This is a genomic window from Neorhizobium sp. T25_13 (assembly GCF_002968675.1).
Classification (GTDB): domain Bacteria; phylum Pseudomonadota; class Alphaproteobacteria; order Rhizobiales; family Rhizobiaceae; genus Neorhizobium; species Neorhizobium tomejilense.
Genome location: NZ_PVBI01000010.1, coordinates 59,905 through 83,552, shown reverse-complemented (window position 1 = coordinate 83,552; position 23,648 = coordinate 59,905). Strand labels below are relative to the sequence as shown.

The window sequence follows — 23,648 nt, the reverse complement described above, 5'->3', positions numbered from 1 at the left end:
CCCGTTGCCGATATCGTCCCAGGGCGGTTAAAGGGTTTTCCACTGGGCACGAACGCCTTATGATGTGGTCAATTCGACCAGAATTTTCAATAATCCACCCGGCGAAGGCCACGATGCAAAGCGCAGACAACGACAATTCAGAAATCATACCGGAAGAAGGTGCGCCCAAGAAGCCACTTTCCCCAGCCGCAGAGCGCGCGCTCAAGGAAGCCGAAGAACGTCGCCAGGCGGCCGCCAAGGCCGAAACACCGCAAGAATTCGGCGGCCGCGGCGGTGCCGACCCCGCCCGCTTCGGGGACTGGGAGATCAACGGCCGGGCGATCGATTTCTAAGCAAATATTCCTATTGACTTCGTTAATGGATCGGAATTTATTCCTTTCCATGATCAAGTCGCTTCTGATTCTTACTGGCATCGTCGCGGTGTTCGCCACCGAGGCGGAAGCGCGTGACGAGATTTCCGGCCCCGTGGCGGCGGAAATCCTGCGGGTCATCGACGGCGATACGCTGCTGGTCGAAGCGCAGCCCTGGCCGCAGCAGAAGATGGAAGTTTATGTGCGCATCCGAGGCATCGATGCGCCGGAACTAAAATCGAAATGCGAGCGGCTTCGTGAGGCGGGCATCGACGCCCAACGGGCGCTCGAAGCGCTGACCGCCCAATCACGCAAGATTCAGCTCACCCATATTTCCGGCGACAAATATTTCGGCCGCATTGTCGCAGACGTGGTGCTCTCCGATGGCCGCAGCGTCGGGCACGACCTGCTGCTGGCTGGCTTGGTGCAGACCTATGACGGCGGACGCAAGCCACGAGAGACCTGCGAGGTCAACTGAAAAGGCCGCCCGGTTTCCGAGCGGCCTTTGGGTTCGATCAGCCCGCCTTGTTCTGGCGGTTGGCGATCAGGTCGTCCACCACGCCGGGATCGGCAAGCGTCGAGATATCCCCGAGCGCGCCGAAATCATCCTCTGCGATCTTGCGCAGGATGCGGCGCATGATCTTGCCGGAGCGGGTTTTCGGCAGACCGGGTGCGAACTGGATCTTGTCGGGCTGCGCGATCGGGCCGATCTCCTGGCGCACATGCTTCACCAGTTCCTGGCGCAGCGCGTCATTGCCTTCGTGACCGGACATCAGGGTCACGTAGCAATAGATGCCCTGGCCCTTGATGTTGTGCGGATAACCGACGACGGCGGCCTCGGACACGAGATTGTGTGAGACGAGCGCCGATTCCACTTCCGCCGTGCCGAGCCGGTGGCCGGAGACGTTCAGCACGTCGTCGACGCGACCGGTGATCCAGTAATAACCGTCCTCGTCGCGCCGGCAGCCGTCACCGGTGAAATATTTGCCCTTGTAGGTCGAGAAATAGGTCTGGATGAAGCGCTCGTGGTCGCCATAGACCGTGCGCATCATGCCCGGCCAGCTGTCTGCGATGCAGAGGTTGCCGTCGGCCGCACCTTCCAGCACCTTGCCCTCGTTGTCGACCAATTCCGGTTTCACGCCGAAGAACGGTACGGTCGCCGAACCCGGCTTCAGGTCGGTGGCCCCCGGCAGCGGCGTGATCATGTGGCCGCCGGTTTCCGTCTGCCACCAGGTATCGACCACCGGGCAGCGCTTGTCGCCGACCACGTTGTAATACCACTCCCAGGCTTCCGGATTGATCGGCTCGCCGACGGTGCCGAGCAAACGCAGGCTTGTCCGCGAGGAGCGTTTCACGAACTCGTCGCCGGCGCCCATCAGCGAGCGGATCGCCGTCGGTGCCGTGTAGAAAATGTTGACCTTGTGCTTGTCGATGATTTCCCAGAAACGGCCCTGGTCCGGGAAGTTCGGCACGCCTTCGAACATCAGCGAGGTGGCGCAGTTCGCCAGCGGCCCGTAGACGATGTAGGAATGGCCGGTCACCCAACCCACGTCCGCCGTGCACCAGTAGATGTCGCCGTCATGGTAGTCGAACGTATATTCGTGGGTCATCGCCGCAAAGACGAGGTAACCGCCGGTCGTGTGCAGCACGCCTTTCGGCTTGCCGGTCGAACCTGATGTGTAGAGGATGAACAGCGGATCTTCCGCCTTCATCTTCGCCGGCTCGCAATGCTCCTTCACGGTGGCGATTTCCTGGTGGTACCAGAGGTCGCGGCCGGGCGCCCAGCCAGTCTTGCCGCCGGTGCGGCGCACCACCACGACCTTGTTGACGATCACGTGCTGGCGGGCGGCGATATGGATCGCCGTATCGGTATTGTCCTTGAGTGGCACCGGCTTGCCGCCGCGCACGCCCTCGTCGCAGGTGATCACGAAGGTGGACTGGCAGTCGATGATGCGGCCGGCCAGCGCTTCCGGTGAAAACCCGCCGAACACGACCGAATGCACCGCGCCGATGCGGGCGCAGGCGAGCATCGCATAGGCCGCTTCCGGGATCATCGGCATGTAGATGGTGACGCGGTCGCCCTTCTTGACGCCATGCTTCTTCAGGACGTTGGCCAGCCGGCAGACCTGATCGTAAAGCTGGTTATAGGTGATCTTCTTGTCGATATAGGGGTTGTCGCCTTCCCAGATCAGCGCCGTGCGCTCTCCATGGGTTTTCAGGTGGCGGTCGATGCAATTGTAGGAAACGTTGGTCAGGCCATCCTCGAACCACTTGATCGAGACCTTGCCCTTGAAGGAGGTGTTCTTGACCTTGGTATAGGGCTTGAACCAGTCGATGCGCCTTCCATGTTTGCCCCAGAACTTGTCCGGGTCCTCAACGCTCTCCTCGTACCACTTCTCGTATTTATCCTTGTCGATGAGCGCCTTCGCTTTGGCAGACTTGAGGACCGGGTAGACTTTTTCCGACATGAACACCTCCCTGAATTGGCACGCATGACGACGCATCGAGCCGTCAGCGATATGTGCCGCATTCATAACAGGTGAGGCAAGGGCGGCAATTAGACAAACGGTTCATCTCGGTGCGACGATCTCGCTTCAAAGATTTGCAATTCTGTCCCAATTCGATTATAGGGCGGTAAATTCCCGGAAATTGTGGTTGATACCCACGGCCCGCGACACCGGCGCGGACGGACAGAGGACCTATACCCATGGCTCAACAATTGCTCATGCCGAAGGCGACCGCTGTATGGCTGGTCGACAATACCGCGCTTTCCTTCGAACAGATCGCCAATTTCTGCAAGCTCCACCCGCTCGAGGTGAAGGCAATTGCGGATGGCGAAGCGGCGCAGGGCATCAAGGGCCTGGACCCGATCGCCACCGGCCAGCTTTCGCGCGATGAAATCGAACGCGGCGAAAAAGACGTCAATCACAAGCTGAAGCTTTCGGAGCCGAAGGTTCGCGTGCCGGAATCGAAACGCCGCGGCCCACGCTACACGCCGGTCTCCAAGCGCCAGGATCGCCCGAACGCCATTCTCTGGCTGGTTCGCAACCATCCGGAACTGAAGGACGCACAGATTTCCCGCCTCGTCGGCACCACCAAGTCGACGATCGAGCAGATCCGCGAGCGCACCCACTGGAACTCGACCAACCTGACGCCGATGGATCCGGTGACGCTCGGCCTCTGCAGCCAGATCGATCTCGACCTCGAAGTCGAACGCGCTTCCAAGGGCCGTCCGCTGCCGACCGCTGCCGAACTCGGCGCTTCCCTGCAGCCGGCGGCTGAAACCGAAAACCTCGGCTTCAGCTATCGCAACGAGCGCGAGGAAGAGAAGGAAAAGGAGATCGACGCGGACGCCGTTTTCGCCAAGCTCTCGTCGCTCAAGTCCACCCGTCGCGACGACGACGAGGAAGACGAGCGCTTCTGATCGAACCAGTTCGATTGCATGAAAAAGCCCCGGAGACGATCCGGGGCTTTTTTCGTTCAGGCGCTCTGTTTCAGGCCGCTGCTCTCGCGGGCATAACCGTTCGCCTTCAGGATCGCGGTGATTTCGTCCAGCACCGCTGCGTCCTCGATCGTCGCCGGCATTTTCCACGGCATGTCGTCGGCAATCTTCTGCATCGTGCCGCGCAATATCTTGCCCGATCGGGTCTTCGGCAGCTTGTGAACCACCATGACCGTCTTGAACGCCGCGACGGGTCCGATCTCGTTGCGCACGAGTTCGGCAACTTCTTTGGCGATATCAGCGGTTTCCCGTGAAACATGGTTCTTCAGCACCATGAACCCGCAAGGGATTTGCCCCTTCGTCGCATCGTGCACGCCGATCACCGCGCATTCGGCGACGTCCGGATGTTTGGCGCAGGCCTCCTCCATCGCCCCTGTCGAAAGCCGATGGCCGGCGCAGTTGATGATGTCGTCGGTGCGCGCCATCACGAAGATATAACCCTCTTCGTCCATCACCCCGGCATCGGCCGTCTTGTAATACCCCGGGAACTCGTCGAGGCAGGTCTCGCTGAACCGCTGGTCGGCATTCCAGAAGCTGACGAGGCAGCCGGGCGGCAGCGGCAATTTTATAACGATATTGCCGAGCGTGCCGCGCGGCACCGGATGGCCGGCATCGTCCAGCACATCGAGCGCATAACCGGGCATCGGCCGCGTCGGCGAACCGTGCTTGACCGGCATCAGACCGAGCCCGACCGTGTTGGCGGCGACAGGCCAGCCCGTCTCCGTCTGCCACCAGTGATCGATCACCGGGATCTTCAGCTTCTGCTCGGCCCATTTCAGCGTTTCCGAATCGGCCCGCTCGCCGGCAAGGAACAGAGCGCGCATGCCGGTCAGATCGTATTTCTCAACCAGTTCGCCCTCCGGATCGTCGCGGCGGATCGCCCGGAAGGCCGTCGGTGCCGTGAACAGCACTTTCACGTCGTGATCGCTGACGACCCGCCAGAACGTGCCGGCATCCGGCGTGCCGACCGGCTTGCCCTCGAAGATCACGCTTGTATTGCCGGTCAGGAGCGGCCCGTAGACGATATAGGAATGGCCGACGACCCAGCCTATATCGGATGCGGTCCAGAACACCTCCCCCGGCTTGACGCCAAAAATGTTCTCCATGCTCCAATGCAGCGCCACCATGTGCCCGCCATTGTCGCGCACGACGCCCTTCGGCTGGCCGGTCGTCCCGGACGTATAGAGGATGTAGAGCGGATCGGTGGCCTTGACCGGGACGCACGGCACATCCCTGCCCCGCGCCCTTTCGACGGTCTCGGCGAAATCCAGCTCTCGACGCTCCGGCCGCAGTTCCGCCCGGAACTGCTCGCGCTGCAGGATGAGGCAATGCTCGGGTTTCACGCGGGCGAGCTCGATCGCCTGGTCGAGCAGCGGCTTGTAGGCGACGGTGCGACCGGGTTCGAGGCCGCAGCTCGCGCTGATCACCAGTTTGGCTTCCGAATCGTTCAGCCGCGCCGCCAGTTCCTGCGCCGCAAAACCGCCGAACACCACCGAATGCACCGCTCCCAGCCGGGCACAGGCCAGCATCGAGAAGATCGCTTCCGGCACCATCGGCATGTAGATGACGACACGGTCGCCCTTTCCTATGCCGAGATCACCCATAACCGCTGCGATCGCCTTCACCTCGTCGAGCACCTCGGCATAGGTGAAGCTCTTCTGTTTTCCCGTCATGGCGCTATCGTGGATGAAGGCCCGCTGCCCGCCCCGTCCGGCCGCCACATGCCGGTCGAGGCAGTTATGGCAGGTATTGGTCTCGCCGCCGGTAAACCAGCGCCCGTAGACCCCTTCGTCCTTGTCGAAGATCCTGTCCGGTTCCTTGAACCAGTCGATGGCAGCGGACGCGCCTCTCCAGAATCCCTCCGGATCCTTTTGCCAGCCTTCATAGATGTCGAAATAGCGGCTTTGCATCTGCACCTCCCGTCACATGAGCACAGCCCGGAATGGCCAATCTAGGGTGCGGGCGAGGTGCGGGAAAGCCCGACGAAAGCGCTAGGTCCTTGGCGAAAGCCTGTTTTCAGCGTGAGCCGAAGATGGCCGAGCCGACCCGAACGCTGGTCGCCCCGAATTCGACCGCGGTCTCGAAATCGCCGGACATGCCCATGGAGAGCTTTTCGACGCCACATTCCCTGGCGAGCTTGGCAAGCAGCGCAAAATGCGGCCCCGGATTTTCCTCGGCCGGCGGAATGCACATCAGCCCCTCGATCGAAAGCCCGAGCTCCTTGCGGCAAAGCTCCACGAAGGCGACGGTCTGCTTCGGCTCGATCCCCGCCTTCTGCGGCTCGAGCCCGGTATTGACCTGCACATAGAGTTTTGGCGCCTTGCCCTGCTTCCTGATCTCGTCGGCAAGCGCACGGGCGATCTTTTCCCGGTCCACCGTCTCGATAACATCGAACAGCGCCACGGCATCGGCGGCCTTGTTGGATTGCAGCGGTCCGATCAGATGCAGTTCGATCTCAGGCGTCTCGGCCTTCAGTTCCGGCCACTTGCCCTGGCTTTCCTGCACGCGGTTTTCGCCAAATATCCGTTGTCCGGCTGATATCACCGGTCGAATGTCCTGCACGTCGAACGTCTTCGAAACCGCCACGAGCGTCACCGACCCAGCAGGTCGCTTCGACAGGCGCTCTACCTTCCCGATCCGTGCCTTCACATCCTGCAGCCGTTCTTCGACGCTCATGACCCATGCCTTCCGCTTTTCTTGCAAGCTCAGCGCTTAGCCCTCATATAAGGCTCTGCCAAGGGTGTTTCGCCCTGAACTTGGCCTTTCCCGCCCCTGTAAAACTTGACGCTTGCAGGGTTTCATGGTGAAGGTCTCGCCCGACTCTTGATCCTGTTTTCCCGGAATATCATTGAAATGGCGACTGAACGTTATAATCCGCGCGATGCCGAGCCCCGTTGGCAGCAGACCTGGAACGATGCCAAGGTTTTCGAGACCGACAACAGCGATCCGCGCGAAAAATACTACGTTCTCGAGATGTTTCCCTATCCGTCGGGCCGCATCCACATGGGCCATGTGCGCAACTATGCCATGGGCGACGTGGTAGCCCGCTACAAGCGCGCCCGCGGCTTCAATGTCCTGCACCCCATGGGCTGGGACGCTTTCGGCATGCCGGCTGAAAACGCCGCCCGCGACAACAAGGTGCATCCGAAGACCTGGACCTACCAGAACATCGAATCCATGAAGGCGCAGCTGAAGGCCATGGGCCTGTCGCTCGACTGGTCACGCGAATTCGCCACCTGTGATGTCGAATATTACCAACAGCAGCAGCACCTCTTCCTCGACATGATGGAAAAGGGTCTGGTCTACCGCAAGCAGTCCAAGGTCAATTGGGACCCGGTCGACCAGACGGTTCTGGCCAACGAGCAGGTCATAGACGGCCGCGGCTGGCGCTCGGGTGCGCTGGTGGAGCAGCGCGATCTGGTGCAGTGGTTCTTCAAGATCACCGATTTCAGCCAGGATCTTCTGGACTCGCTCGATACGCTCGATCAGTGGCCTGAAAAGGTCCGGCTGATGCAGAAGAACTGGATCGGCCGTTCCGAGGGTCTGACGGTTCGCTGGGAAATCGTGGGTTCGACGGCACCCGCCGGCGAAAGCGAAATCGTGGTCTACACGACCCGTCCCGACACGCTGTTCGGTGCTTCGTTCCTGGCCATCGCCGCCGACCATCCACTGGCCAAGGCCGCAGCCGCGCAGAATTCGGCTATCGAAGCTTTCGCCGAGGAATGCCGCCATCACGGAACCTCGCTCGCAGCGCTGGAAACGGCTGAGAAGAAGGGCATCGACACCGGCGTCCGGGTCAGGCACCCACTTGACCCATCCTGGGAGCTGCCGGTCTATGTCGCGAATTTCGTGCTGATGGACTATGGCACAGGCGCCATCTTCGGCTGCCCGTCCGGCGATCAGCGCGACCTGGATTTCGCTCGCAAATACGGTCTGCCCGTCGTACCGGTCGTCATGCCGAAGGACGGCGACGCCGCGACCTTCGAGGTCGGCGACACCGCTTACGTCGATGACGGCGTGATGATCAATTCGCGTTTCCTCGACGGCAAGACGACCGAGGAAGCCTTCGAGATCGTGGCCAGCCGCCTGTCGGAAACGATCGTCGGCAACATGCCGCAGGGCGAACGCAAGGTGAATTTCCGCCTGCGCGACTGGGGTATCTCGCGCCAGCGCTACTGGGGCTGCCCGATCCCGGTCATCCACTGCGACGATTGCGGCGTCGTGCCGGTGCCTAAAGCGGACCTGCCGGTCAAGCTGCCCGACGACGTGACTTTCGACCTGCCGGGCAACCCGCTCGACCGCCACCCGACCTGGCGCCATGTCGCCTGCCCGCAATGCGGCAAGCAAGCCCGCCGCGAGACGGACACGATGGATACGTTCGTCGATTCGAGCTGGTATTTCACCCGCTTTACCGCGCCGTGGGAGAAGGATCCGACCGATCCGGCCGTCGCCAATCGGTGGCTGCCGGTCGACCAGTATATCGGCGGCATCGAGCACGCGATCCTGCACCTTCTCTATTCCCGTTTCTTCACCCGCGCCATGCGCGAGACCGGCCATGTCGAGGTCAAGGAGCCTTTCAAGGGCCTCTTCACGCAAGGCATGGTCGTGCACGAAACCTATCGTCGTGGCACCGGCCCGAACGGTGATTGGGTGGCCCCGGCCGACATTCGCATCGAGGAAGTGGACGGCAAACGCCGCGCCACCATGCTCAAGGGTGGCGAAGAAGTCACCATCGGCTCGATCGAGAAGATGTCGAAGTCGAAGAAGAACGTTGTCGATCCGGACGATATCATTGCCTCCTACGGTGCCGATACCGCCCGCTTCTTCGTCCTTTCGGACTCTCCGCCCGACCGCGACGTCATCTGGTCGGAAGCCGGCGTCGAAGGCGCTCACCGCTTCACCCAGCGCCTGTGGCGCCTGATTTCGGAAGCCTCCGAAAACTTGGCTGGCGTCGATCCGGTGCCGGCTAAGGATGGAGAAGCACTGGCGATCTCGCAGCTCGCCCACAAGACGCTGAAGGCGGTTCAGGGCGATTACGACAAGCTCTCCTTCAACAAGGCCGTCGCGCGCATCTATGAGCTCGTGAACGCACTTGCAGCGCCGCTCGCCCGAGTCGCAGGCGGCGAGGGCGATGCGGCCTATCGTGGAGCGGTCCGCAACGCGTCGGAGATTCTGATCCAGCTTGTAGCCCCCATGACGCCGCATCTGGCCGAAGAGTGCTGGGCGGTCCTCGGCAACAAGGAACTGCTCTCCCTGGCTGCCTGGCCTCAATATGACGAAACCCTCGTCGTCGAGAACGAGGTCACACTGCCTGTCCAAATCAACGGCAAGAAGCGCGGCGAATTGACAATCGCGCGCGACGCGGATCAAAGTGCGGTCGAAGCTGCGGTTCTGGCACTGGATACGGTCAAAGCGGCTCTTGAAGGCCGGGCGCCGAAGAAAGTCATCGTCGTCCCACAGAGGATCGTAAACATTGTCGTCTGACCGCTCTCTTCGTCGTTTCGGGTTCATATCCGGCCTGGTAATGTTGACTGTGCTTGCCGGCTGCCAGGTCCGCCCGCTTTATTCCGAGGCTTCCGGCACCGGCGAGCGCCTTGCGTCGGTCGGCTTCGAGCAACCCCACACCCGCCTTGACCAGGTTGTCCGCAACCATCTGGTCTTCCTCACCTCCGGCGGTGCCGGCGAGTCGACCCGTCCTGCTTACGACGTGAAGCTGGTAACCAAGAGCACGGCCTCGACCATTATTGACGACGAAGACGACGACGACAACGTCTCTCCGACCGGCGTACCGGTCCCCGGCCGCGTCCAGGTGGAAGGTACCTACACGATTAGCCGCGTCAGTGACGGGCAGGTGCTGAAGTCCGGCAAACGTCAGGTCGTTTCGCTGATCGACATTTCCGGACAGGGCTATGCACGCCTCCGCGCTGTTCGCGACGCCGAAAACCGCGCCGCGAGAGAACTTGCCGAGTTTATCCGCGCCGAGATCGCGATTGCGCTTTCGCGCGAACCTCAGCCGCAGACGGTATGGCAGAAGTAAAATCCCACGAATTCGATCGGTTTGCCGAGAAGAGTGCGGAACTCTACAGGATTTTCGTGATCTACGGCCCGGATCGTGGCCTCGTTTCCGAACGGGCGGCACTGATCGCGGGCAAGACTGGCATTTCCCAGGATGATCCGTTTGCGATGCTCAAGCTCGACGTTTCGGACCTGCAGGGCGACCCGGGGCGGCTTCTCGATGAAGTGAATTCAATGGGCCTTTTCGGCGGCTCGAAGCTCGTCTGGCTGCGTGGCGCTGCCAACGAAAAGCCGCTCCTGGACGCAATGCAGGTTTTGGCTGACGGTCCGGCTCCAGTCAACATACTGATCGTCGAGGCCGGCGACCTCAAGAAAGGGAGCGGGCTGCGCAAGATCGCCGAACCCTCCCGATCCATCGCTGTCATCCCCTGCTACGCGGACGATATCAAGGCTTTGAACAGCCTCATCGATTCGGAACTGGGAAGCGAAGGCCTCAGGATCAGCCCCGGCGCCCGCCAGAGGCTCCTGGAGCTGCTTGGGGGAGATCGCGTGGCCTCCCGGAACGAGATCCGCAAACTCGCGCTTTACTGCCGTGGCACAGGTATGGTCGAAGAGGCGCAGATCGATGAAATCATCGGCGACGCGAGCGCAGTTTCGGCCGATGAGGCCGTCGACGCAATCCTCAGCGGCGATTTGCCCGCTCTGCACCGCGCCATCCAGAAGATCGTCTCGTCGAAGACACCGGTTTTTCTCGTCCTGCAATCCTGCCTGAAACAGTTCCAGTTGCTGGATCTGATGAAGGCGGAGATGGAGGAGAAGAAACTCCAGACCGCCCAGGTCATGATGACGCTCGGCAGGCATATTCACTTCAAGCGGAAGCCGATCATCGAAAAAGCGCTGAGAACCTGGAGCTCCCCGGCGCTTGCCCGTGAAACGGAAAGATTGCAGGCCGCAATTCTGATGTCGCGACAGAGGCAGAGCCTCGAACCCAATATTGCGTTCCACACGCTGATGGCCACAGCTATTCAGTCAAGTCGTTGAATAGACTAGGTTATCGCCGCTCAAGAAGGCGGCATATCTCCTCGAGCTGCTCAAGCGTGCGGTAACCGATCCTGATCTGCCCACCACCGTTCTTGTGGTTGATCTTCACGTCCAGGCCCAGTGAATCAGAAAGGGTGCGTTCCAGCGCAAGAGTATCAGAGTCCTTTTGTTCCGCTTTCGAAACGTTTGCGGGCTCCGATTGGGCCTTGATGTCGTTTTGAGCCAGCTTCTCAGCATCTCGAACCGACATGCCTTTAGCGATAATCGTACGTGCCAGCGAAACCGGATCCGATGTCGTGATAAGCGCACGGGCGTGACCCGCGGAAAGGCTACCTCCGGCAAGCATCTCCCGAACCGGCTCCGGCAGTTTCAGCAGACGGAGGCTATTGGCCACATGGCTTCGGCTTTTGCCGATGATTTCGCCAAGATCGTTCTGGGTGTAACCGTGCTCGGCAATCAGCTGATCATAACCCAGCGCTTCTTCCAAGGGGTTGAGATCTGAGCGCTGGACGTTTTCGACGATAGCGATCTCAAGCGCCGTCCGATCATCCACATCGCGAACGATGACGGGAATTTCGACCAGGCCAGCCAGCTGAGCCGCACGCCAGCGGCGTTCGCCGGCGATGATCTCAAATTGATCGGCGCCGCGCGGCCGAACGACGACCGGCTGAACGATACCATGCTGGCGAATGGAGCTTGCGAGATCCTGCAGCTCACCCTCATCAAAGCTCCGGCGCGGGTTCTTCGGATTGCGCGACACGTGCTCGATCGGCACCATGCGATCCGGGTTGACGCTGCGGGCAGCACTGTTGACAGGTGCCGGCTGGTCCATCTCACCGATGAGTGCTGCAAGGCCGCGCCCGAGGCGCCGTTTCGAGAGGTCGTCGTTCATTCTCACTACTCACTTGTCTGCAAAGCGTCAGGCAGCCTTGCGCCTGCGTTCCCGCTGGATGACTTCAGAAGCCAGCTGCAAATAGGCCTGGCTGCCGGCGCATTTCAAGTCGTAAAGGATTGCCGGCTTCCCGTAGGAGGGCGCTTCCGAAACGCGAACATTGCGCGGAATCAATGTATGGTAGACCTTCTCCCCCAGATGCGTCCGAACATCGTTGACGACCTGCTGAGCGAGGTTGTTTCGCGCGTCGAACATGGTCAGGACAATTCCCTGGATGTCGAGCGAGGGATTGACGCTGCGACGCACCTGGTCGACGGTGTCCAGTAGCTGACTCAGACCCTCCAGAGCGAAAAATTCGCACTGTAGAGGCACAAGAATGGAATGAGCCGCCGCCATGGCATTCATCGTCAACAGGTTGAACGATGGGGGGCAATCCAGCAGAATGTAGGAATAGGCCAGAGCGTCATCGCCATTCAAGGCGCTTCGAAGCTTGAACGCCCGATCGGGAGCCTGGGAGATTTCCATCTCGAACCCGAGTAGATCCATTGTCGAAGGGACGATGTGAAGGTTTGGAACGGCCGTTGCCAGCGCAGTCTCGGCGATGGAATTATAACCCATCAATAGGTCATAGGAGGAGATCTTGCGATCACGCCGCTCAATGCCTAGTCCGGTGCTGGCGTTGCCCTGCGGATCAAGGTCCACGATCAGCACACTCTCGCCGATAGCAGCGAGCGCCGTGGCTAAGTTGATCGCCGTCGTCGTCTTGCCGACGCCACCTTTTTGGTTGGCAATCGTGATAACCCGATTTCTTTCAAACATGCGGCACCTGAAAATCTAGGGTTCTTTGTGCCTCAAATTGCTTATTTCGAGGATGACTGAATCCGGCTCGACGGCACTCGGGTGTTTTATCAGATCGAATACCCAACGACCACGGGCTTTCTCGACTTCCGCCGCGTAATCCCTGCCTTTATGAAAAAAAGCTCTTGTTTCTTTGCCGATCATCCACGCCGATGTGTAGGAAAGAAGCGGATCGAGCTCTGCAAGAGCCCTGGCTGAGATGCGCTCGCAATCTGGAAGAGCCTTGGAGGCCGATTCGATTCGCAGCGGATGGACAGAACCTCTGGCACCCGTCTCGCTAAGCGCCACTCGAAGAAACGCTGCCTTTTTCTGATTGCTCTCCACCAGGTGAACCCATCCCTCCTGCGCCTCGGCCAGAAAGATCGCGGTGATTATCCCGGGGAAACCACCTCCGGAGCCGAGGTCAAGCCACTTGCATGGCTGCGGGGAGAGCTGGAAGATTTGAGCGCTGTCAGCTATATGGCGCCGCCACAGCTCGTCCAGGGTCGACGGCGCCACAAGGTTGATGGCCTTGGCCCACTTCTGGAAAAGCGCGGAAAAATGCTCGAGCTTCTCTTGCGTTTCACGTGAAACACTCTTGCCGTTCAGAAGCATTTACAGGACTCGCTTGAGGCGATCTGGTGCAGCTTCTTCTTTACGAAGTAGCGCCAGGATGAGAGCAAGGGCGGCTGGCGTCATCCCATCAACCTTGCCAGCCTGTGCAAGATTCCCCGGGTTTGCCGTCGTCAGCTTCAATTTAAGTTCATTGGAAAGACCAGGAAGACTTGTAAAATCAAAGCCTTGCGGGATAATTCGGGCCTCGTCACGATGGGTAGCGTGAATATCGGCTGCCTGCCGGTTCATGTAAACCGCATAGGACGCCTCAATTTCCAGGGCTTCCGCAACCTTGGGGGACAAGTGCGCCAATTCAGGCCATATAGCCGTGAGGCCATCCAGGGATTGATCAGGATAAGCCAGCAGCTCATAAGCAGTTCGGCGCTGCCCATCCTTGTTCAGCTTCAAGCCATGACCGTTAGCCTCATTGGGAGTCAGATTGCGGGACCGGAGCAAATCCCGGCCTGCATCCAGCGCCTGCGTATAGGCGCGCAGCTTTGCTGCCCTCGCAGGCCCGACACAGCCGAGCTCGTTCGCTTTCTCCGTCAGCCGAACATCCGCGTTGTCCGCCCTGAGAGACAGCCGGTATTCCGCCCGGGACGTAAACATCCGATAGGGTTCAGTCACTCCGCGGGACGTAAGATCGTCAATCATGACGCCGATATAGGATTCGGCGCGGCTGAAATGATAGGGCTCACTGCCGGATGCCTTTTGCGCCGCATTCAACCCGGCAACCAGACCCTGCGCCGCCGCTTCTTCATAACCCGTTGTTCCGTTGATCTGTCCGGCGAGGAACAGGCCCCGAATCTTCTTCACTTCCAGGCTCGCGGTCAGCTCGCGGGGATCCACGTGATCATATTCGATCGCATAGCCCGGCTGCATGATCTTCACTGCCTCCAGACCCGGAATGGTTCGAATGAACGCTTCCTGGACCTCGGCGGGGAGGGATGTCGAAATACCATTCGGATAGACCGTCGGATCGTCCAGGCCTTCCGGCTCCAGAAAGATCTGATGCCCATCGCGCTCGCCGAAACGGACGATCTTGTCCTCGATCGACGGGCAGTACCGCGGACCTACCCCTTCGATCTGGCCTGAATACATCGCGGAGCGATGGATATTGTCCGAGATGATCTTGTGGGTCGCATCTGTTGTGCGCGTGACACCGCAGGCAATCTGCCTTGTGGTGATCTTGTCGGTCATGAAGGAAAAAGGAACCGGATGTTCGTCGGCCTCCTGCAAGCCGACGCGGCTCCAGTCGATCGTATTTCCATCCAGTCGCGCCGGAGTACCAGTCTTCAGCCGACCCAGCCGTAAGCCAAATCGCGCTAGGGTTTCAGACAATCCCAGGGAAGGGGCTTCACCGACGCGGCCCGCAGGAATCTTCTGGTCACCGATATGAATCAGGCCGCGAAGAAAAGTTCCGGTCGTTAGAACAATTGTTCCGCATCCGAATCGACGTCCATCTTTCAATTCAACCGAGCTGACTAGCCCGTCCTCGATTCCGATATCGAAGGCGTCTCCCTCGATTACAGTGAGGTTGGGGTGGTCGAAAATTTCCCGCTGCATCGCCAGTCGGTAGAGCTTGCGATCGGCCTGCGTCCGCGGTCCACGGACCGCAGGCCCCTTCTTGCGGTTGAGAAGCCGGAACTGGATACCGGAGGCATCCGCGACGCGGCCCATCAAACCGTCGAAGGCATCGACCTCCCGCACGAGATGGCCCTTGCCGAGACCGCCGATCGCAGGGTTGCAGGACATCACGCCGATGGTCTGCCGGTTATGGGTTATCAGCGCGGTGCTGGCGCCCATGCGCGCGGCCGCACTCGCTGCCTCGCAGCCAGCATGCCCCCCGCCGATGACGATAACGTCGAATGTCGTTTCCATTTGCCTACCTTATGAAACAGCGCGGCTCGCCCTGTTTCACGTGAATCACTTGCCGATGCAGAACTGCGAAAAAATCACGTCAAGGAGTTGCTCCACATCGACCCGGCCGGTGATGCGGCCGAGCGACGCTGCTGCGGCCCGGAGGCTCTCGGCCCGAAGATCGAGCTCACGGCCGTTTAACGCTTCTTCGATAAAAATGGAAGCCTCTTTCAGATACTGAAGGTGTCGCTGCCGGTTGGGAACCAGCGATCCGGACCAGGTCTCGCGGAGTTTTTCCAGGATCAGGGAACGAAGCTCATCCAGCCCATCCCCCGTTTCGCTGGAAATATTCAGATCGTAGGCGGCCGAAGGGCGGCGTATATCTGCCTTCGTTCCCACGCGCAGGACTTCCGCGGTCACCCGGTCGAGAATTTGTTTCGAGTCCGAATCTATTTCCTCGAGTTGGAGGACGAGATCGGCTTGTTCGATCGCTATGTGTGCCCTCCGCACGCCTTCCTGCTCAACGCGATCCTCGCTCTCGCGAAGCCCCGCGGTATCGAAGAAGCGCACGAGATAACCATCCATGTCCACGTCGACATGCAGAATATCCCTCGTGGTGCCGGCAATCTCCGTGACGATCGCAACATCCCGTTTCGCCAGCGCGTTGAGAAGGCTGGACTTGCCGGCATTGGGAGGGCCTGCGATCACCACCTTGTATCCGTCGCGAATGATCTCTCCGGCTTTCGCGGAGGCGATATGATTCTGGATCTCGAGATAAAGATCCGCCACCTCGGTCCAGACCCTGTCCGAAACCGATCCGGGAACGTCGTCCTCATCCGCGAAGTCGAGCTCCGCTTCGATCAAGGCCCGCGCACGGGTCAATCTCTCGGCCCATTCCATATAGAGCGCCGACTGCCCGCCAAAACCCTGTTCGACCGCCAGCCGCCGCTGCATCTCGGTCTCGGCGGCGATCAGATCCGCGAGGCCCTCGACCTCCACCAGATCCAGCTTTCCGTTTTCGAACGCGCGGCGGGAAAACTCGCCCGCTTCGGCCAGACGAAGCCCTATCGCTTCCAGTTCTCTATAAACGGCGGAAACGACGGCGCGGCTGCCATGCAGGTGTATTTCAATACAGTCCTCGCCGGTAAAGGAATTCGGGCCCGGAAAGGCCAGGACCAGAGCTTGATCGATTGTCGAACCGTTGCGGCTCCGAATCGTCCTGAGCGCAGCCCTCCTGGCGGCCGGCAGCTCGCCAGCCAAGACCTGGGCAGCGCCGAGTGCCAGCGTCCCGCTTATCCGGATGACCGCGACGCCGGCGGGCAGGGTACCGCTGGAATGGGCATAGATCGTATCGTTGACTGCCTGGATCATGGAATCAATCTATCAGAGACGGCTCCAAACTGAAAAGCGCCCGGTTAAAACCGAGCGCTCGTCGTATTCGTGAATCCGGCTAAGGATCAGGTGTTCATCGAGTCGAAGAAATCGCCGTTGGTCTTCGTCTGCTTCAGCTTGTCGATCAGGAACTCGATCGCATCCGTGGTGCCCATCGGGGCGAGGATACGGCGAAGCACGAAGATCTTCTGGAGATCCTGACGCGGCACGAGCAGGTCTTCCTTACGCGTACCGGACTTGAGGATGTCCATCGACGGGAAGATGCGCTTGTCGGCGACCTTGCGGTCGAGCACGATTTCCGAGTTGCCGGTGCCCTTGAACTCTTCGAAGATGACTTCGTCCATGCGGCTGCCGGTGTCGATCAGCGCGGTCGCAATGATCGTCAGCGAGCCGCCTTCCTCGATGTTACGGGCGGCACCGAAGAAACGCTTCGGGCGTTGCAGGGCGTTGGCGTCCACGCCGCCCGTCAGCACCTTGCCGGAGGAGGGCACGACGGTGTTGTAGGCGCGGCCGAGGCGGGTGATGGAATCGAGTAGGATGACGACGTCACGGCCGTGTTCGACCAGGCGCTTTGCCTTCTCGATCACCATTTCGGCAACCTGCACGTGGCGCACGGCCGGTTCGTCGAAGGTCGAGGAGACAACCTCGCCCTTGACCGAACGCTGCATGTCCGTGACTTCTTCCGGCCGTTCGTCGATCAGCAGGACGATCAGATAACATTCCGGATGGTTGGCAGTGATCGAGTGGGCGATGTTCTGCAGGAGAACGGTCTTACCGGTCCGCGGCGGCGCGACGATCAGGCCACGCTGGCCCTTGCCGAGCGGCGCCACCAGGTCGATCACTCGGGCCGAGAGATCCTTAGAGGTCGGAACTTCCAGCTCCATCTTGAACCGCTCGTTCGGGTAAAGCGGCGTCAGGTTGTCGAAGTGAACCTTGTGACGGATCTTTTCCGGATCGTCGAAATTGATCGTATTGACCTTGAGAAGGGCAAAATAACGCTCGCCTTCCTTGGGACCACGGATCGGACCCTCGACCGTGTCGCCGGTCTTCAGCGAGAAGCGGCGGATTTGGGAGGGAGAGATATAGATATCATCGGGACCAGGCAGGTAGTTTGCGTTCGCGGAACGCAGGAAACCAAACCCGTCCTGCAAGACCTCGACCACGCCTTCGCCGATGATTTCGACGTCCTGGCTCGCCAGAACCTTGAGAATCGCGAACATCAGCTCCTGCTTGCGCATCGTGCTGGCGTTCTCGACCTCGAGTGATTCGGCGAAGGTCAGCAAATCGGTAGGGGATTTGCTTTTGAGTTCTTGAAGCTTCATTTCAGCCATGAAGAGGGGACCATATTGAGAATTTCGGGGGAATTAGGCGTGTCGGTGAAATTCGCTACCGCGGAAGATGATCCGGGGACGACGGGAAATTACACGCATGCCACGAGATGAGATGGCGACGAAAATAGCGATTCACGTGGAACGCCGCAAGGGGTAAGACCGAAATCTTGCCAAAGAAAGATCAAGCCGGCATCAGAACGGTTTCACGATCACCAGAATGACGATCCCGATCATCAGAACGGTCGGGAGTTCATTCATCAAGCGCCAGTAACGCGGCGTTCTTCGCGGACCATCGACCGCGAAGTTACGCACCGCGCGGCTGAACAGCACATGCACCATTGTGAGCACCACGACAAGCCCGATCTTCGCATGCAGCCATCCGCCGCGAAATTCGTATACGTCCCAGGCGAGAAAAAGACCGAGAACCCAGGTGATCATCATCGCCGGGTTCATGATGATCTTCAGGAGCCGCTGCTCCATCATCTTGAAGGTTTCGGACTGCGCCGAACCCGGTTCCGCGTCGCTGTGATAGATGAACAGCCGCGGCATGTACAGCAATCCGGCCATCCAGGACATCACGGCGATGACATGGAAAGCCTTGACGTAGAGAAGAAAATCATCCGGCTGAGCCAGGTAGACCGCAACCAGGATGGCGACGAAGACGGCAAGCGCGACCAGGGCCCGAAATGCCGACCGCCGCCCGGCTGCCTTGCCTGTCTGCAGCTCCTCCCCGCTCACACCTTCGCTCCGCGCACACGCTCGATCAGCGTTGTCACATGGTCGGGATTGGCCTCGGGCGTAATGCCATGGCCAAGGTTGAAGATCAGCGGCCCTTGCCCAAGCTTCTCGAGAATGGCGTCGATGCCGTCTTCGAGCGACTTGCCGCCGGCGACGACCCGCATCGGATCGAGGTTGCCCTGGACCGGGCCATCCTTCTGCAGCTCGACAGCAAACGAAAGCGGCACCGACCAGTCGAGGCCGATCGCATCCGCCCCGGTCTTCTGGCGATAGGATTTCAGGTTCAGGCCGGCGCCCTTGGCAAATGCGATGATCTTCGCCTGCGGCCGCTGGCGGCGAACGATCTCGATCATCCGCGCGACGGGTTTCACCGCATAGGCTTCGAATTCCTTTTCGCCAAGCACGCCCGCCCAGGAATCGAAGATCTGCACGGCATCCGCCCCGGCATCGATCTGGGCGACCAGATATTCCGCGGAAATCTCCGCAAGAGCTGAGAGGAGCTTTTCGAAAGCCTCGGGATGCCGATAGGCAAACAACCGGGCAGGGGCCTGATCAGGCGTCCCATGGCCGGCGATCATATAGGTGGCAACCGTCCAGGGGGCGCCACAGAAACCGAGCAGCGCAGTTTCGTCAGGGAGTTCCCGTCTCAGCCGGCGAACCGTTTCCATGACGGGAGCAAGATGGGCAAGAACGCCTTCTCTCCTCAGAGCCTGAATGCCGGCAACATCGATCGGATCCATCTGGGGACCCTCGCCCTGCACGAACCGCACGTTTCGATGAAGAGCATCCGGAATGACCAGGATATCGGAAAACAGGATTGCCGCATCGAAGCCGTAACGCCGGATCGGCTGCAACGTCACCTCGACAGCCAAGTCCGGCGTATAACAGAGATCGAGAAAACTTCCCGCTGTCGCCCGCGTCTCCCGGTATTCGGGCAGGTAACGTCCTGCCTGCCTCATCAGCCAGACAGGCGGTGGAGTGACGGTCTTGCCTTCCAGCACCTCGACGATCTTCCGGTATGAGCCGGTCAATGGGTTCTCCCTAAAAACAAAGAAATGAATCTTAAAAGGTTTTCTATTTCTTAGAGTCGGTGGGTAGCAAGGATTAAAGTCAAATCACAGTCGACGCGACGATCCGCCGCTTTGTGCTCACGTCAGGGATAAAAAATCGCATCTCGGGCAAGTTCGCTGGGACAGCATGAATTTCGCCAGTCAATTCAGAGGCATGGCGCTCTGACCGATTAGGCGCTATCTGTGGATAAGCTGGGGAGAGAAAAGAGGCGCGAGGAGCTTGTCCCCGCAACACACAAGACCACCTGATCCGCCTCCGCAAGATCTGCGAATGTGGAAAACTAGGTAGTTTTCCCGAGGCCGGGTCCGGGTCCGGCAGAACCTGATGGTCTCTCCCGAGTTATCAACAAAGGGTTAAGTTTAGCGTGGAGAACAGAAAAAACTTCTTCCATCTGCACCTCATATCTGACTCCACGGGCGAAACCCTCATTTCCGCGGGCCGCGCCGCCTCGGCTCAGTTCCAGTCGTCGCTGGCGGTGGAGCATGTCTATCCGCTGATCCGCAACCGCAAACAGCTGCTGGCGGTGCTCGAGGCGCTCGACCATGAACCGGGCATCGTCCTTTATACGATTGTGGATCAGGAACTGGCCGAGCTCATCGATCAGCGATGCCGGGAAATGGGCTTGCCCTGCGTCAACGTCCTAGAACCGGTCATGGCGACCTTCCAGGCCTATCTCGGTGCGCCGTCCCGTCGCCGTGTCGGCGCCCAGCACGCGCTCAACGCGGATTATTTCAAGCGCATCGAAGCGCTCAATTTCACCATGGATCATGACGACGGCCAGATGCCGGAGGACTACGATGAGGCGGATGTCGTGCTGATCGGCATCAGCCGCACCTCGAAAACCCCGACCAGCATCTATCTCGCCAATCGCGGCATCAAGACCGCCAACATCCCCATTGTGCCGGGCGTCGATCTGCCGGACAGTCTCTATCGCGCAACCCACCCGCTGATCGTCGGCCTCGTCGCCACGACCGACCGGATCAGCCAGGTGCGTGAACACCGCGAGCTTGGCGTCACTCAAGGGTTCGACCGGCGCGATTATACGGACCGCGCGACGATCAACGAGGAGCTGAAATATGCCCGCGCGCTCTGCGCACGCCAGAATTGGCCTGTCATTGACGTGACCCGCCGGTCGATAGAGGAGACGGCAGCCGCAATCGTTGCGCTACGCCCGAAGCTGCGTTAAGCGAATCCGCTCGCAGCTTTGGGAGATTTCCGTGACAGTGCCGCTCGTACTCGCCTCCTCCAGCCCCTTCCGCCGAATGCTGCTGGAAAATGCCGGCCTGACGTTTGAGAGCCGTGCGGCCGAGATCGACGAGCGAAAGATTGAAGCCGGACTGGAAGGCGCAAGCCCCGACCAGGTGGCGCTGACGCTTGCCAAGGCAAAGGCGGTGGATGTGAGCCGCCATTTTCCGGGCGTGCTGGTGATCGGCTCGGACCAGACCATGTCGCTCGGAAGCCGCGTCTATCACAAGCCGAAGACCCTTGCCGAAGCGAAAGAGAATCTGCTTTCCCTGTCGGACAGAACCCATCGTCTCAATAGCGCGATCGCTTTTGTGCGTGACAACGAGATCGTCTGGGAACATGTCGCCCATGCGGACCTGACCGTCCGGAAACTGAACGAAACCTTCGTTGATCGCTACCTGTCGCGGGTCAGGGAAAAGGTCTACGGCAGTGTCGGGGCCTATCAGTTGGAAGGGGAGGGTATCCAGTTGTTTTCAAGGATCGAAGGCGACTATTTCACCATTCTCGGCTTGCCCATGCTGCCGCTTCTCGAAAAGCTCCGCGAACTGGGAGCGATCGATGGCTGATTCACGTGAAACATTTTTGGTTAATGCTTTCGTAACCGGCTGGCCGGTGAAGCATTCCCGTTCCCCGTTGATCCACGGGTATTGGCTGAAGAAGTTCGAAATTGCCGGGACCTACAGGCCCGAGGCCGTGACCGAAGCGGACTTCCCCGCCTTCATCCAGTCGTTGAAAGACGGAAGCTCCGGTTTTCGCGGCGGCAATGTCACCATTCCTCATAAGGAGCTTGCCTTCAAGTTGGCTGACCGGCCGGATGATCTGGCGGAAGAGCTCGGCGCGTCGAACACGCTCTGGATGGAAGACGGCCTGTTGCACGCCACCAATACCGACGGCCACGGGTTCACTGCCAATCTCGATGACCGCCATTCGGGCTGGGACAAGATCGGCCGCGCCGTGATTTTGGGTGCCGGCGGCGCAAGCCGCGCTGTCATCCAGGCGATACGGGATCGCGGCATCGGCGAGATCCATGTGGTCAATCGGACGGTTTCACGCGCCGAGGAACTCGCCGATCGGTTCGGCCCGAAAGTTCATGCTCATCCTGTCGAGGCGCTGCACGAGGTCATGTCCGGCGTAGGCCTTTTTGTGAACACGACATCGCTCGGCATGGACGGCAGCGAAGCGCTGAAGATCGATTTTTCGCCGTTGGCGTCCGGCGCGGTCGTCACCGATATCGTCTACGTTCCGTTGAAAACGCCGCTGCTTGCCCAGGCCGAAGAACAGGGTTTCGCGACCGTCGATGGGCTCGGCATGCTGTTGCACCAGGCTGTGCCCGGCTTCGAAAAATGGTTCGGCCGTCGCCCGGTTGTCGATAAAATTCTTCGGGACCTCGTCATCGCCAATATGGAAAGCCACGGATGATTGTCATCGGCCTCACCGGTTCCATCGGAATGGGAAAATCCACAACCGCGAAAATGTTCGCGGAAGAAGGCGTCGCGGTGAATGACGCCGATGCCGTCGTCCATGATCTCTACCGTACCGATGCGGTGGCACCCGTGGGTGAGGCATTTCCCGGCACGGTCAAGGATGGTGCCATCAACCGTCAGGAACTGTCCCACCAGCTTTCGGCGTCGCCTGAAAAATTCCCGGTCCTCGAAGCGATCGTCCATCCGCTGGTCCGCAAGCGTGAAGTCGATTTCCTGTCGCGCCACAGAGAGGCCGGCACCGACCTCGTGCTCCTCGATATCCCGCTTCTCTTCGAAGTGAAGGGCGAGAATCGCGTCGATGTTATTGTCGTTGTCACCTGCGATCCACAGATACAGCGCGACAGGGTGCTTGCGCGTCCAGGCATGACGGAGGAAAAATTGGCGATGATTCTCTCGCGCCAGATGCCCGATGCGGAAAAACGCAAAAGAGCCGATTTCCTTGTCGATACGGGCCTTGGACTGGACGCGGCGAGAGAACGGGTTCGCGAGATCATCGCATCTCTGAAGGCCGGGAAGACGAGCGAGAAAAAGCCACATGCGTGAGATCATCTTCGATACGGAAACAACGGGCCTCGAATCGAAGGTCGATCGGGTGATCGAAATCGGCGGCATCGAACTGATCAACAATTTCCCGACCGGCAGGACGCTTCATCTCTACATCAATCCGGGCGACCGCAAGGTTCATCCGGACGCACTTGCGGTTCACGGCATTACCGACGAGTTCCTGAAGGACAAGCCGAGCTTCGGCGATGTCGTCCAGCAGATCATCGAATTTTTCGACGGTGCCAAGTGGATCGCCCATAACGCCACCTTCGACATGGGCTTCATGAATGCGGAATTCGGCCGTCTCGGCCTGCCGCCTGTGATGTCCGACCAGGTCATCGACACCCTGGCCATGGCCCGCCGCAAACATCCGATGGGTCCGAATTCGCTCGATGCGCTCTGCCGTCGTTACGGCATCGACAATGCCCACCGGACCAAGCACGGCGCGCTGCTCGACTCCGAACTGCTCGCCGAGGTCTATATCGAGATGACCGGCGGCCGTCAGACAGCGCTCGGCCTGATGGGCAACGAGCGGTCTGCGACGGTGATCGAGGTCGATGAAGTCGTGGTGGCGGTGGCCGGCCGTCCGCGGCCTCTTGGCCGCCGGCTGACGGAAGCCGAGATCGAAGCGCATGCGGCCATGGTCGCGTCCCTGAAGGACAAGGCGGTCTGGCTGAACTACAAGCCGACCGAATAAAAAAGCCCGGGTCGAAGCCCGGGCTCTTATCATCG

The 23,648-nt window shown here is 59.9% G+C and carries 22 protein-coding genes; 11 read left to right on the top strand and 11 right to left on the bottom strand.

Annotated elements, in window-relative coordinates:
- Positions 1-113 precede the first annotated feature (113 nt).
- Positions 114-332, top strand: a complete 219-nt coding sequence (locus tag C5J22_RS22340) for a DUF1674 domain-containing protein (protein WP_046668133.1) — start codon at positions 114-116, stop codon at positions 330-332.
- A gap of 49 nt (positions 333-381) precedes the next feature.
- A complete protein-coding gene (locus C5J22_RS22335) occupies positions 382-828 on the top strand; it encodes a thermonuclease family protein (protein WP_105440131.1) in 447 nt (148 codons plus the stop codon).
- Positions 829-865: 37 nt separating this feature from the next.
- On the opposite strand, the gene acs is transcribed toward C5J22_RS22335, so the two are convergent.
- Positions 866-2,818, bottom strand: a complete 1,953-nt coding sequence (gene acs, locus C5J22_RS22330; RefSeq protein ID WP_105440038.1) for an acetate--CoA ligase — start codon at positions 2,816-2,818, stop codon at positions 866-868.
- A gap of 239 nt (positions 2,819-3,057) precedes the next feature.
- Here acs and C5J22_RS22325 point away from each other — a divergent pair, with 239 nt between their 5' ends.
- Positions 3,058-3,774 (top strand): DUF1013 domain-containing protein, encoded by a 717-nt coding sequence (locus tag C5J22_RS22325; protein WP_105404833.1) that lies wholly within the window; start codon positions 3,058-3,060, stop codon positions 3,772-3,774.
- A gap of 56 nt (positions 3,775-3,830) precedes the next feature.
- Here C5J22_RS22325 and C5J22_RS22320 read toward each other — a convergent pair whose 3' ends face one another.
- Positions 3,831-5,762 (bottom strand): propionyl-CoA synthetase, encoded by a 1,932-nt coding sequence (locus tag C5J22_RS22320; protein WP_105440037.1) that lies wholly within the window; start codon positions 5,760-5,762, stop codon positions 3,831-3,833.
- 106 nt (positions 5,763-5,868) lie between these two features.
- The gene (locus C5J22_RS22315; RefSeq protein ID WP_046636709.1) at positions 5,869-6,528 is read right to left on the bottom strand and encodes a YggS family pyridoxal phosphate-dependent enzyme; all 660 of its coding nucleotides are present in this window, start codon (positions 6,526-6,528) and stop codon (positions 5,869-5,871) included.
- 177 nt (positions 6,529-6,705) lie between these two features.
- Between C5J22_RS22315 and leuS the strand changes: the two genes are divergently transcribed.
- The 3 genes from leuS to holA are packed head-to-tail and all read left to right on the top strand — an operon-like array spanning position 6,706 to position 10,908.
- Positions 6,706-9,336 (top strand): leucine--tRNA ligase, encoded by a 2,631-nt coding sequence (leuS, locus tag C5J22_RS22310; protein WP_105440130.1) that lies wholly within the window; start codon positions 6,706-6,708, stop codon positions 9,334-9,336.
- The gene (locus C5J22_RS22305) at positions 9,326-9,889 is read left to right on the top strand and encodes a hypothetical protein (protein ID WP_105440036.1); all 564 of its coding nucleotides are present in this window, start codon (positions 9,326-9,328) and stop codon (positions 9,887-9,889) included. Before leuS ends, C5J22_RS22305 begins: the two co-directional genes overlap by 11 nt.
- Complete coding sequence (gene holA / locus C5J22_RS22300) at positions 9,877-10,908, top strand: DNA polymerase III subunit delta (RefSeq protein ID WP_105440035.1); 1,032 nt, start codon at positions 9,877-9,879, stop codon at positions 10,906-10,908. Before C5J22_RS22305 ends, holA begins: the two co-directional genes overlap by 13 nt.
- 10 nt (positions 10,909-10,918) lie before the next feature.
- Here the strand turns inward: holA and C5J22_RS22295 are convergent, their stop codons facing one another.
- The 8 genes from C5J22_RS22295 to hemE form a co-directional block, all read right to left on the bottom strand.
- Positions 10,919-11,800 (bottom strand): ParB/RepB/Spo0J family partition protein, encoded by an 882-nt coding sequence (locus C5J22_RS22295; RefSeq protein ID WP_105440034.1) that lies wholly within the window; start codon positions 11,798-11,800, stop codon positions 10,919-10,921.
- 27 nt (positions 11,801-11,827) lie between these two features.
- Positions 11,828-12,619, bottom strand: a complete 792-nt coding sequence (locus C5J22_RS22290; RefSeq protein WP_105440033.1) for a ParA family protein — start codon at positions 12,617-12,619, stop codon at positions 11,828-11,830.
- Between the two features lie 15 nt (positions 12,620-12,634).
- On the bottom strand, positions 12,635-13,252 hold the full coding sequence (rsmG, locus tag C5J22_RS22285) for a 16S rRNA (guanine(527)-N(7))-methyltransferase RsmG (protein ID WP_105440032.1): 618 nt from the start codon (positions 13,250-13,252) through the stop codon (positions 12,635-12,637).
- Positions 13,253-15,133, bottom strand: coding sequence for a tRNA uridine-5-carboxymethylaminomethyl(34) synthesis enzyme MnmG (gene mnmG, locus C5J22_RS22280; protein ID WP_105440031.1), 1,881 nt, complete (start codon positions 15,131-15,133; stop codon positions 13,253-13,255).
- A 45-nt stretch (positions 15,134-15,178) separates the two neighbouring features.
- Positions 15,179-16,483, bottom strand: coding sequence for a tRNA uridine-5-carboxymethylaminomethyl(34) synthesis GTPase MnmE (gene mnmE / locus C5J22_RS22275; protein WP_105440030.1), 1,305 nt, complete (start codon positions 16,481-16,483; stop codon positions 15,179-15,181).
- A gap of 86 nt (positions 16,484-16,569) precedes the next feature.
- Positions 16,570-17,835, bottom strand: a complete 1,266-nt coding sequence (rho, locus tag C5J22_RS22270; protein WP_105404823.1) for a transcription termination factor Rho — start codon at positions 17,833-17,835, stop codon at positions 16,570-16,572.
- Between the two features lie 192 nt (positions 17,836-18,027).
- Entirely contained in the window at positions 18,028-18,573 is a 546-nt protein-coding gene (hemJ, locus tag C5J22_RS22265; protein ID WP_105440029.1) for a protoporphyrinogen oxidase HemJ, read from the bottom strand.
- Positions 18,570-19,604, bottom strand: coding sequence for a uroporphyrinogen decarboxylase (gene hemE, locus C5J22_RS22260; RefSeq protein ID WP_105440028.1), 1,035 nt, complete (start codon positions 19,602-19,604; stop codon positions 18,570-18,572). Before hemE ends, hemJ begins: the two co-directional genes overlap by 4 nt.
- A gap of 404 nt (positions 19,605-20,008) precedes the next feature.
- On the opposite strand from hemE, the gene C5J22_RS22255 reads away from it, so the two are divergent.
- Genes C5J22_RS22255 through dnaQ form a run of 5 tightly spaced genes read left to right on the top strand, consistent with a single transcriptional unit; the run spans position 20,009 to position 23,613 of the window.
- Positions 20,009-20,830, top strand: a complete 822-nt coding sequence (locus C5J22_RS22255) for a pyruvate, water dikinase regulatory protein (RefSeq protein ID WP_105440027.1) — start codon at positions 20,009-20,011, stop codon at positions 20,828-20,830.
- Positions 20,831-20,861: 31 nt separating this feature from the next.
- Complete coding sequence (locus tag C5J22_RS22250) at positions 20,862-21,455, top strand: Maf-like protein (protein WP_105440026.1); 594 nt, start codon at positions 20,862-20,864, stop codon at positions 21,453-21,455.
- Positions 21,448-22,308 (top strand): shikimate dehydrogenase, encoded by an 861-nt coding sequence (locus C5J22_RS22245; protein ID WP_105440025.1) that lies wholly within the window; start codon positions 21,448-21,450, stop codon positions 22,306-22,308. Before C5J22_RS22250 ends, C5J22_RS22245 begins: the two co-directional genes overlap by 8 nt.
- On the top strand, positions 22,305-22,916 hold the full coding sequence (gene coaE, locus C5J22_RS22240) for a dephospho-CoA kinase (RefSeq protein ID WP_105440024.1): 612 nt from the start codon (positions 22,305-22,307) through the stop codon (positions 22,914-22,916). Before C5J22_RS22245 ends, coaE begins: the two co-directional genes overlap by 4 nt.
- On the top strand, positions 22,909-23,613 hold the full coding sequence (gene dnaQ / locus C5J22_RS22235) for a DNA polymerase III subunit epsilon (RefSeq protein WP_105440023.1): 705 nt from the start codon (positions 22,909-22,911) through the stop codon (positions 23,611-23,613). The genes coaE and dnaQ overlap by 8 nt, the downstream gene beginning before the upstream one ends.
- The last annotated feature ends 35 nt before the right edge of the window (positions 23,614-23,648 follow it).

What these genes read in the sequence shown, in the direction of transcription:
- C5J22_RS22335 (WP_105440131.1), top strand. Translation starts at nt 382, where the DNA reads ATGATCAAGTCGCTTCTGATTCTTACTGGCATCGTCGCGGTGTTCGCC.
- C5J22_RS22290 (WP_105440033.1), bottom strand. Translation starts at nt 12,619, where the DNA reads ATGTTTGAAAGAAATCGGGTTATCACGATTGCCAACCAAAAAGGTGGC.
- C5J22_RS22295 (WP_105440034.1), bottom strand. Translation starts at nt 11,800, where the DNA reads ATGAACGACGACCTCTCGAAACGGCGCCTCGGGCGCGGCCTTGCAGCA.
- C5J22_RS22340 (WP_046668133.1), top strand. Translation starts at nt 114, where the DNA reads ATGCAAAGCGCAGACAACGACAATTCAGAAATCATACCGGAAGAAGGT.
- mnmG (WP_105440031.1), bottom strand. Translation starts at nt 15,133, where the DNA reads ATGGAAACGACATTCGACGTTATCGTCATCGGCGGGGGGCATGCTGGC.
- C5J22_RS22315 (WP_046636709.1), bottom strand. Translation starts at nt 6,528, where the DNA reads ATGAGCGTCGAAGAACGGCTGCAGGATGTGAAGGCACGGATCGGGAAG.
- C5J22_RS22325 (WP_105404833.1), top strand. Translation starts at nt 3,058, where the DNA reads ATGGCTCAACAATTGCTCATGCCGAAGGCGACCGCTGTATGGCTGGTC.
- rsmG (WP_105440032.1), bottom strand. Translation starts at nt 13,252, where the DNA reads ATGCTTCTGAACGGCAAGAGTGTTTCACGTGAAACGCAAGAGAAGCTC.
- holA (WP_105440035.1), top strand. Translation starts at nt 9,877, where the DNA reads ATGGCAGAAGTAAAATCCCACGAATTCGATCGGTTTGCCGAGAAGAGT.
- dnaQ (WP_105440023.1), top strand. Translation starts at nt 22,909, where the DNA reads ATGCGTGAGATCATCTTCGATACGGAAACAACGGGCCTCGAATCGAAG.
- leuS (WP_105440130.1), top strand. Translation starts at nt 6,706, where the DNA reads ATGGCGACTGAACGTTATAATCCGCGCGATGCCGAGCCCCGTTGGCAG.
- mnmE (WP_105440030.1), bottom strand. Translation starts at nt 16,483, where the DNA reads ATGATCCAGGCAGTCAACGATACGATCTATGCCCATTCCAGCGGTACC.
- acs (WP_105440038.1), bottom strand. Translation starts at nt 2,818, where the DNA reads ATGTCGGAAAAAGTCTACCCGGTCCTCAAGTCTGCCAAAGCGAAGGCG.
- C5J22_RS22245 (WP_105440025.1), top strand. Translation starts at nt 21,448, where the DNA reads ATGGCTGATTCACGTGAAACATTTTTGGTTAATGCTTTCGTAACCGGC.
- rho (WP_105404823.1), bottom strand. Translation starts at nt 17,835, where the DNA reads ATGGCTGAAATGAAGCTTCAAGAACTCAAAAGCAAATCCCCTACCGAT.
- C5J22_RS22320 (WP_105440037.1), bottom strand. Translation starts at nt 5,762, where the DNA reads ATGCAAAGCCGCTATTTCGACATCTATGAAGGCTGGCAAAAGGATCCG.
- coaE (WP_105440024.1), top strand. Translation starts at nt 22,305, where the DNA reads ATGATTGTCATCGGCCTCACCGGTTCCATCGGAATGGGAAAATCCACA.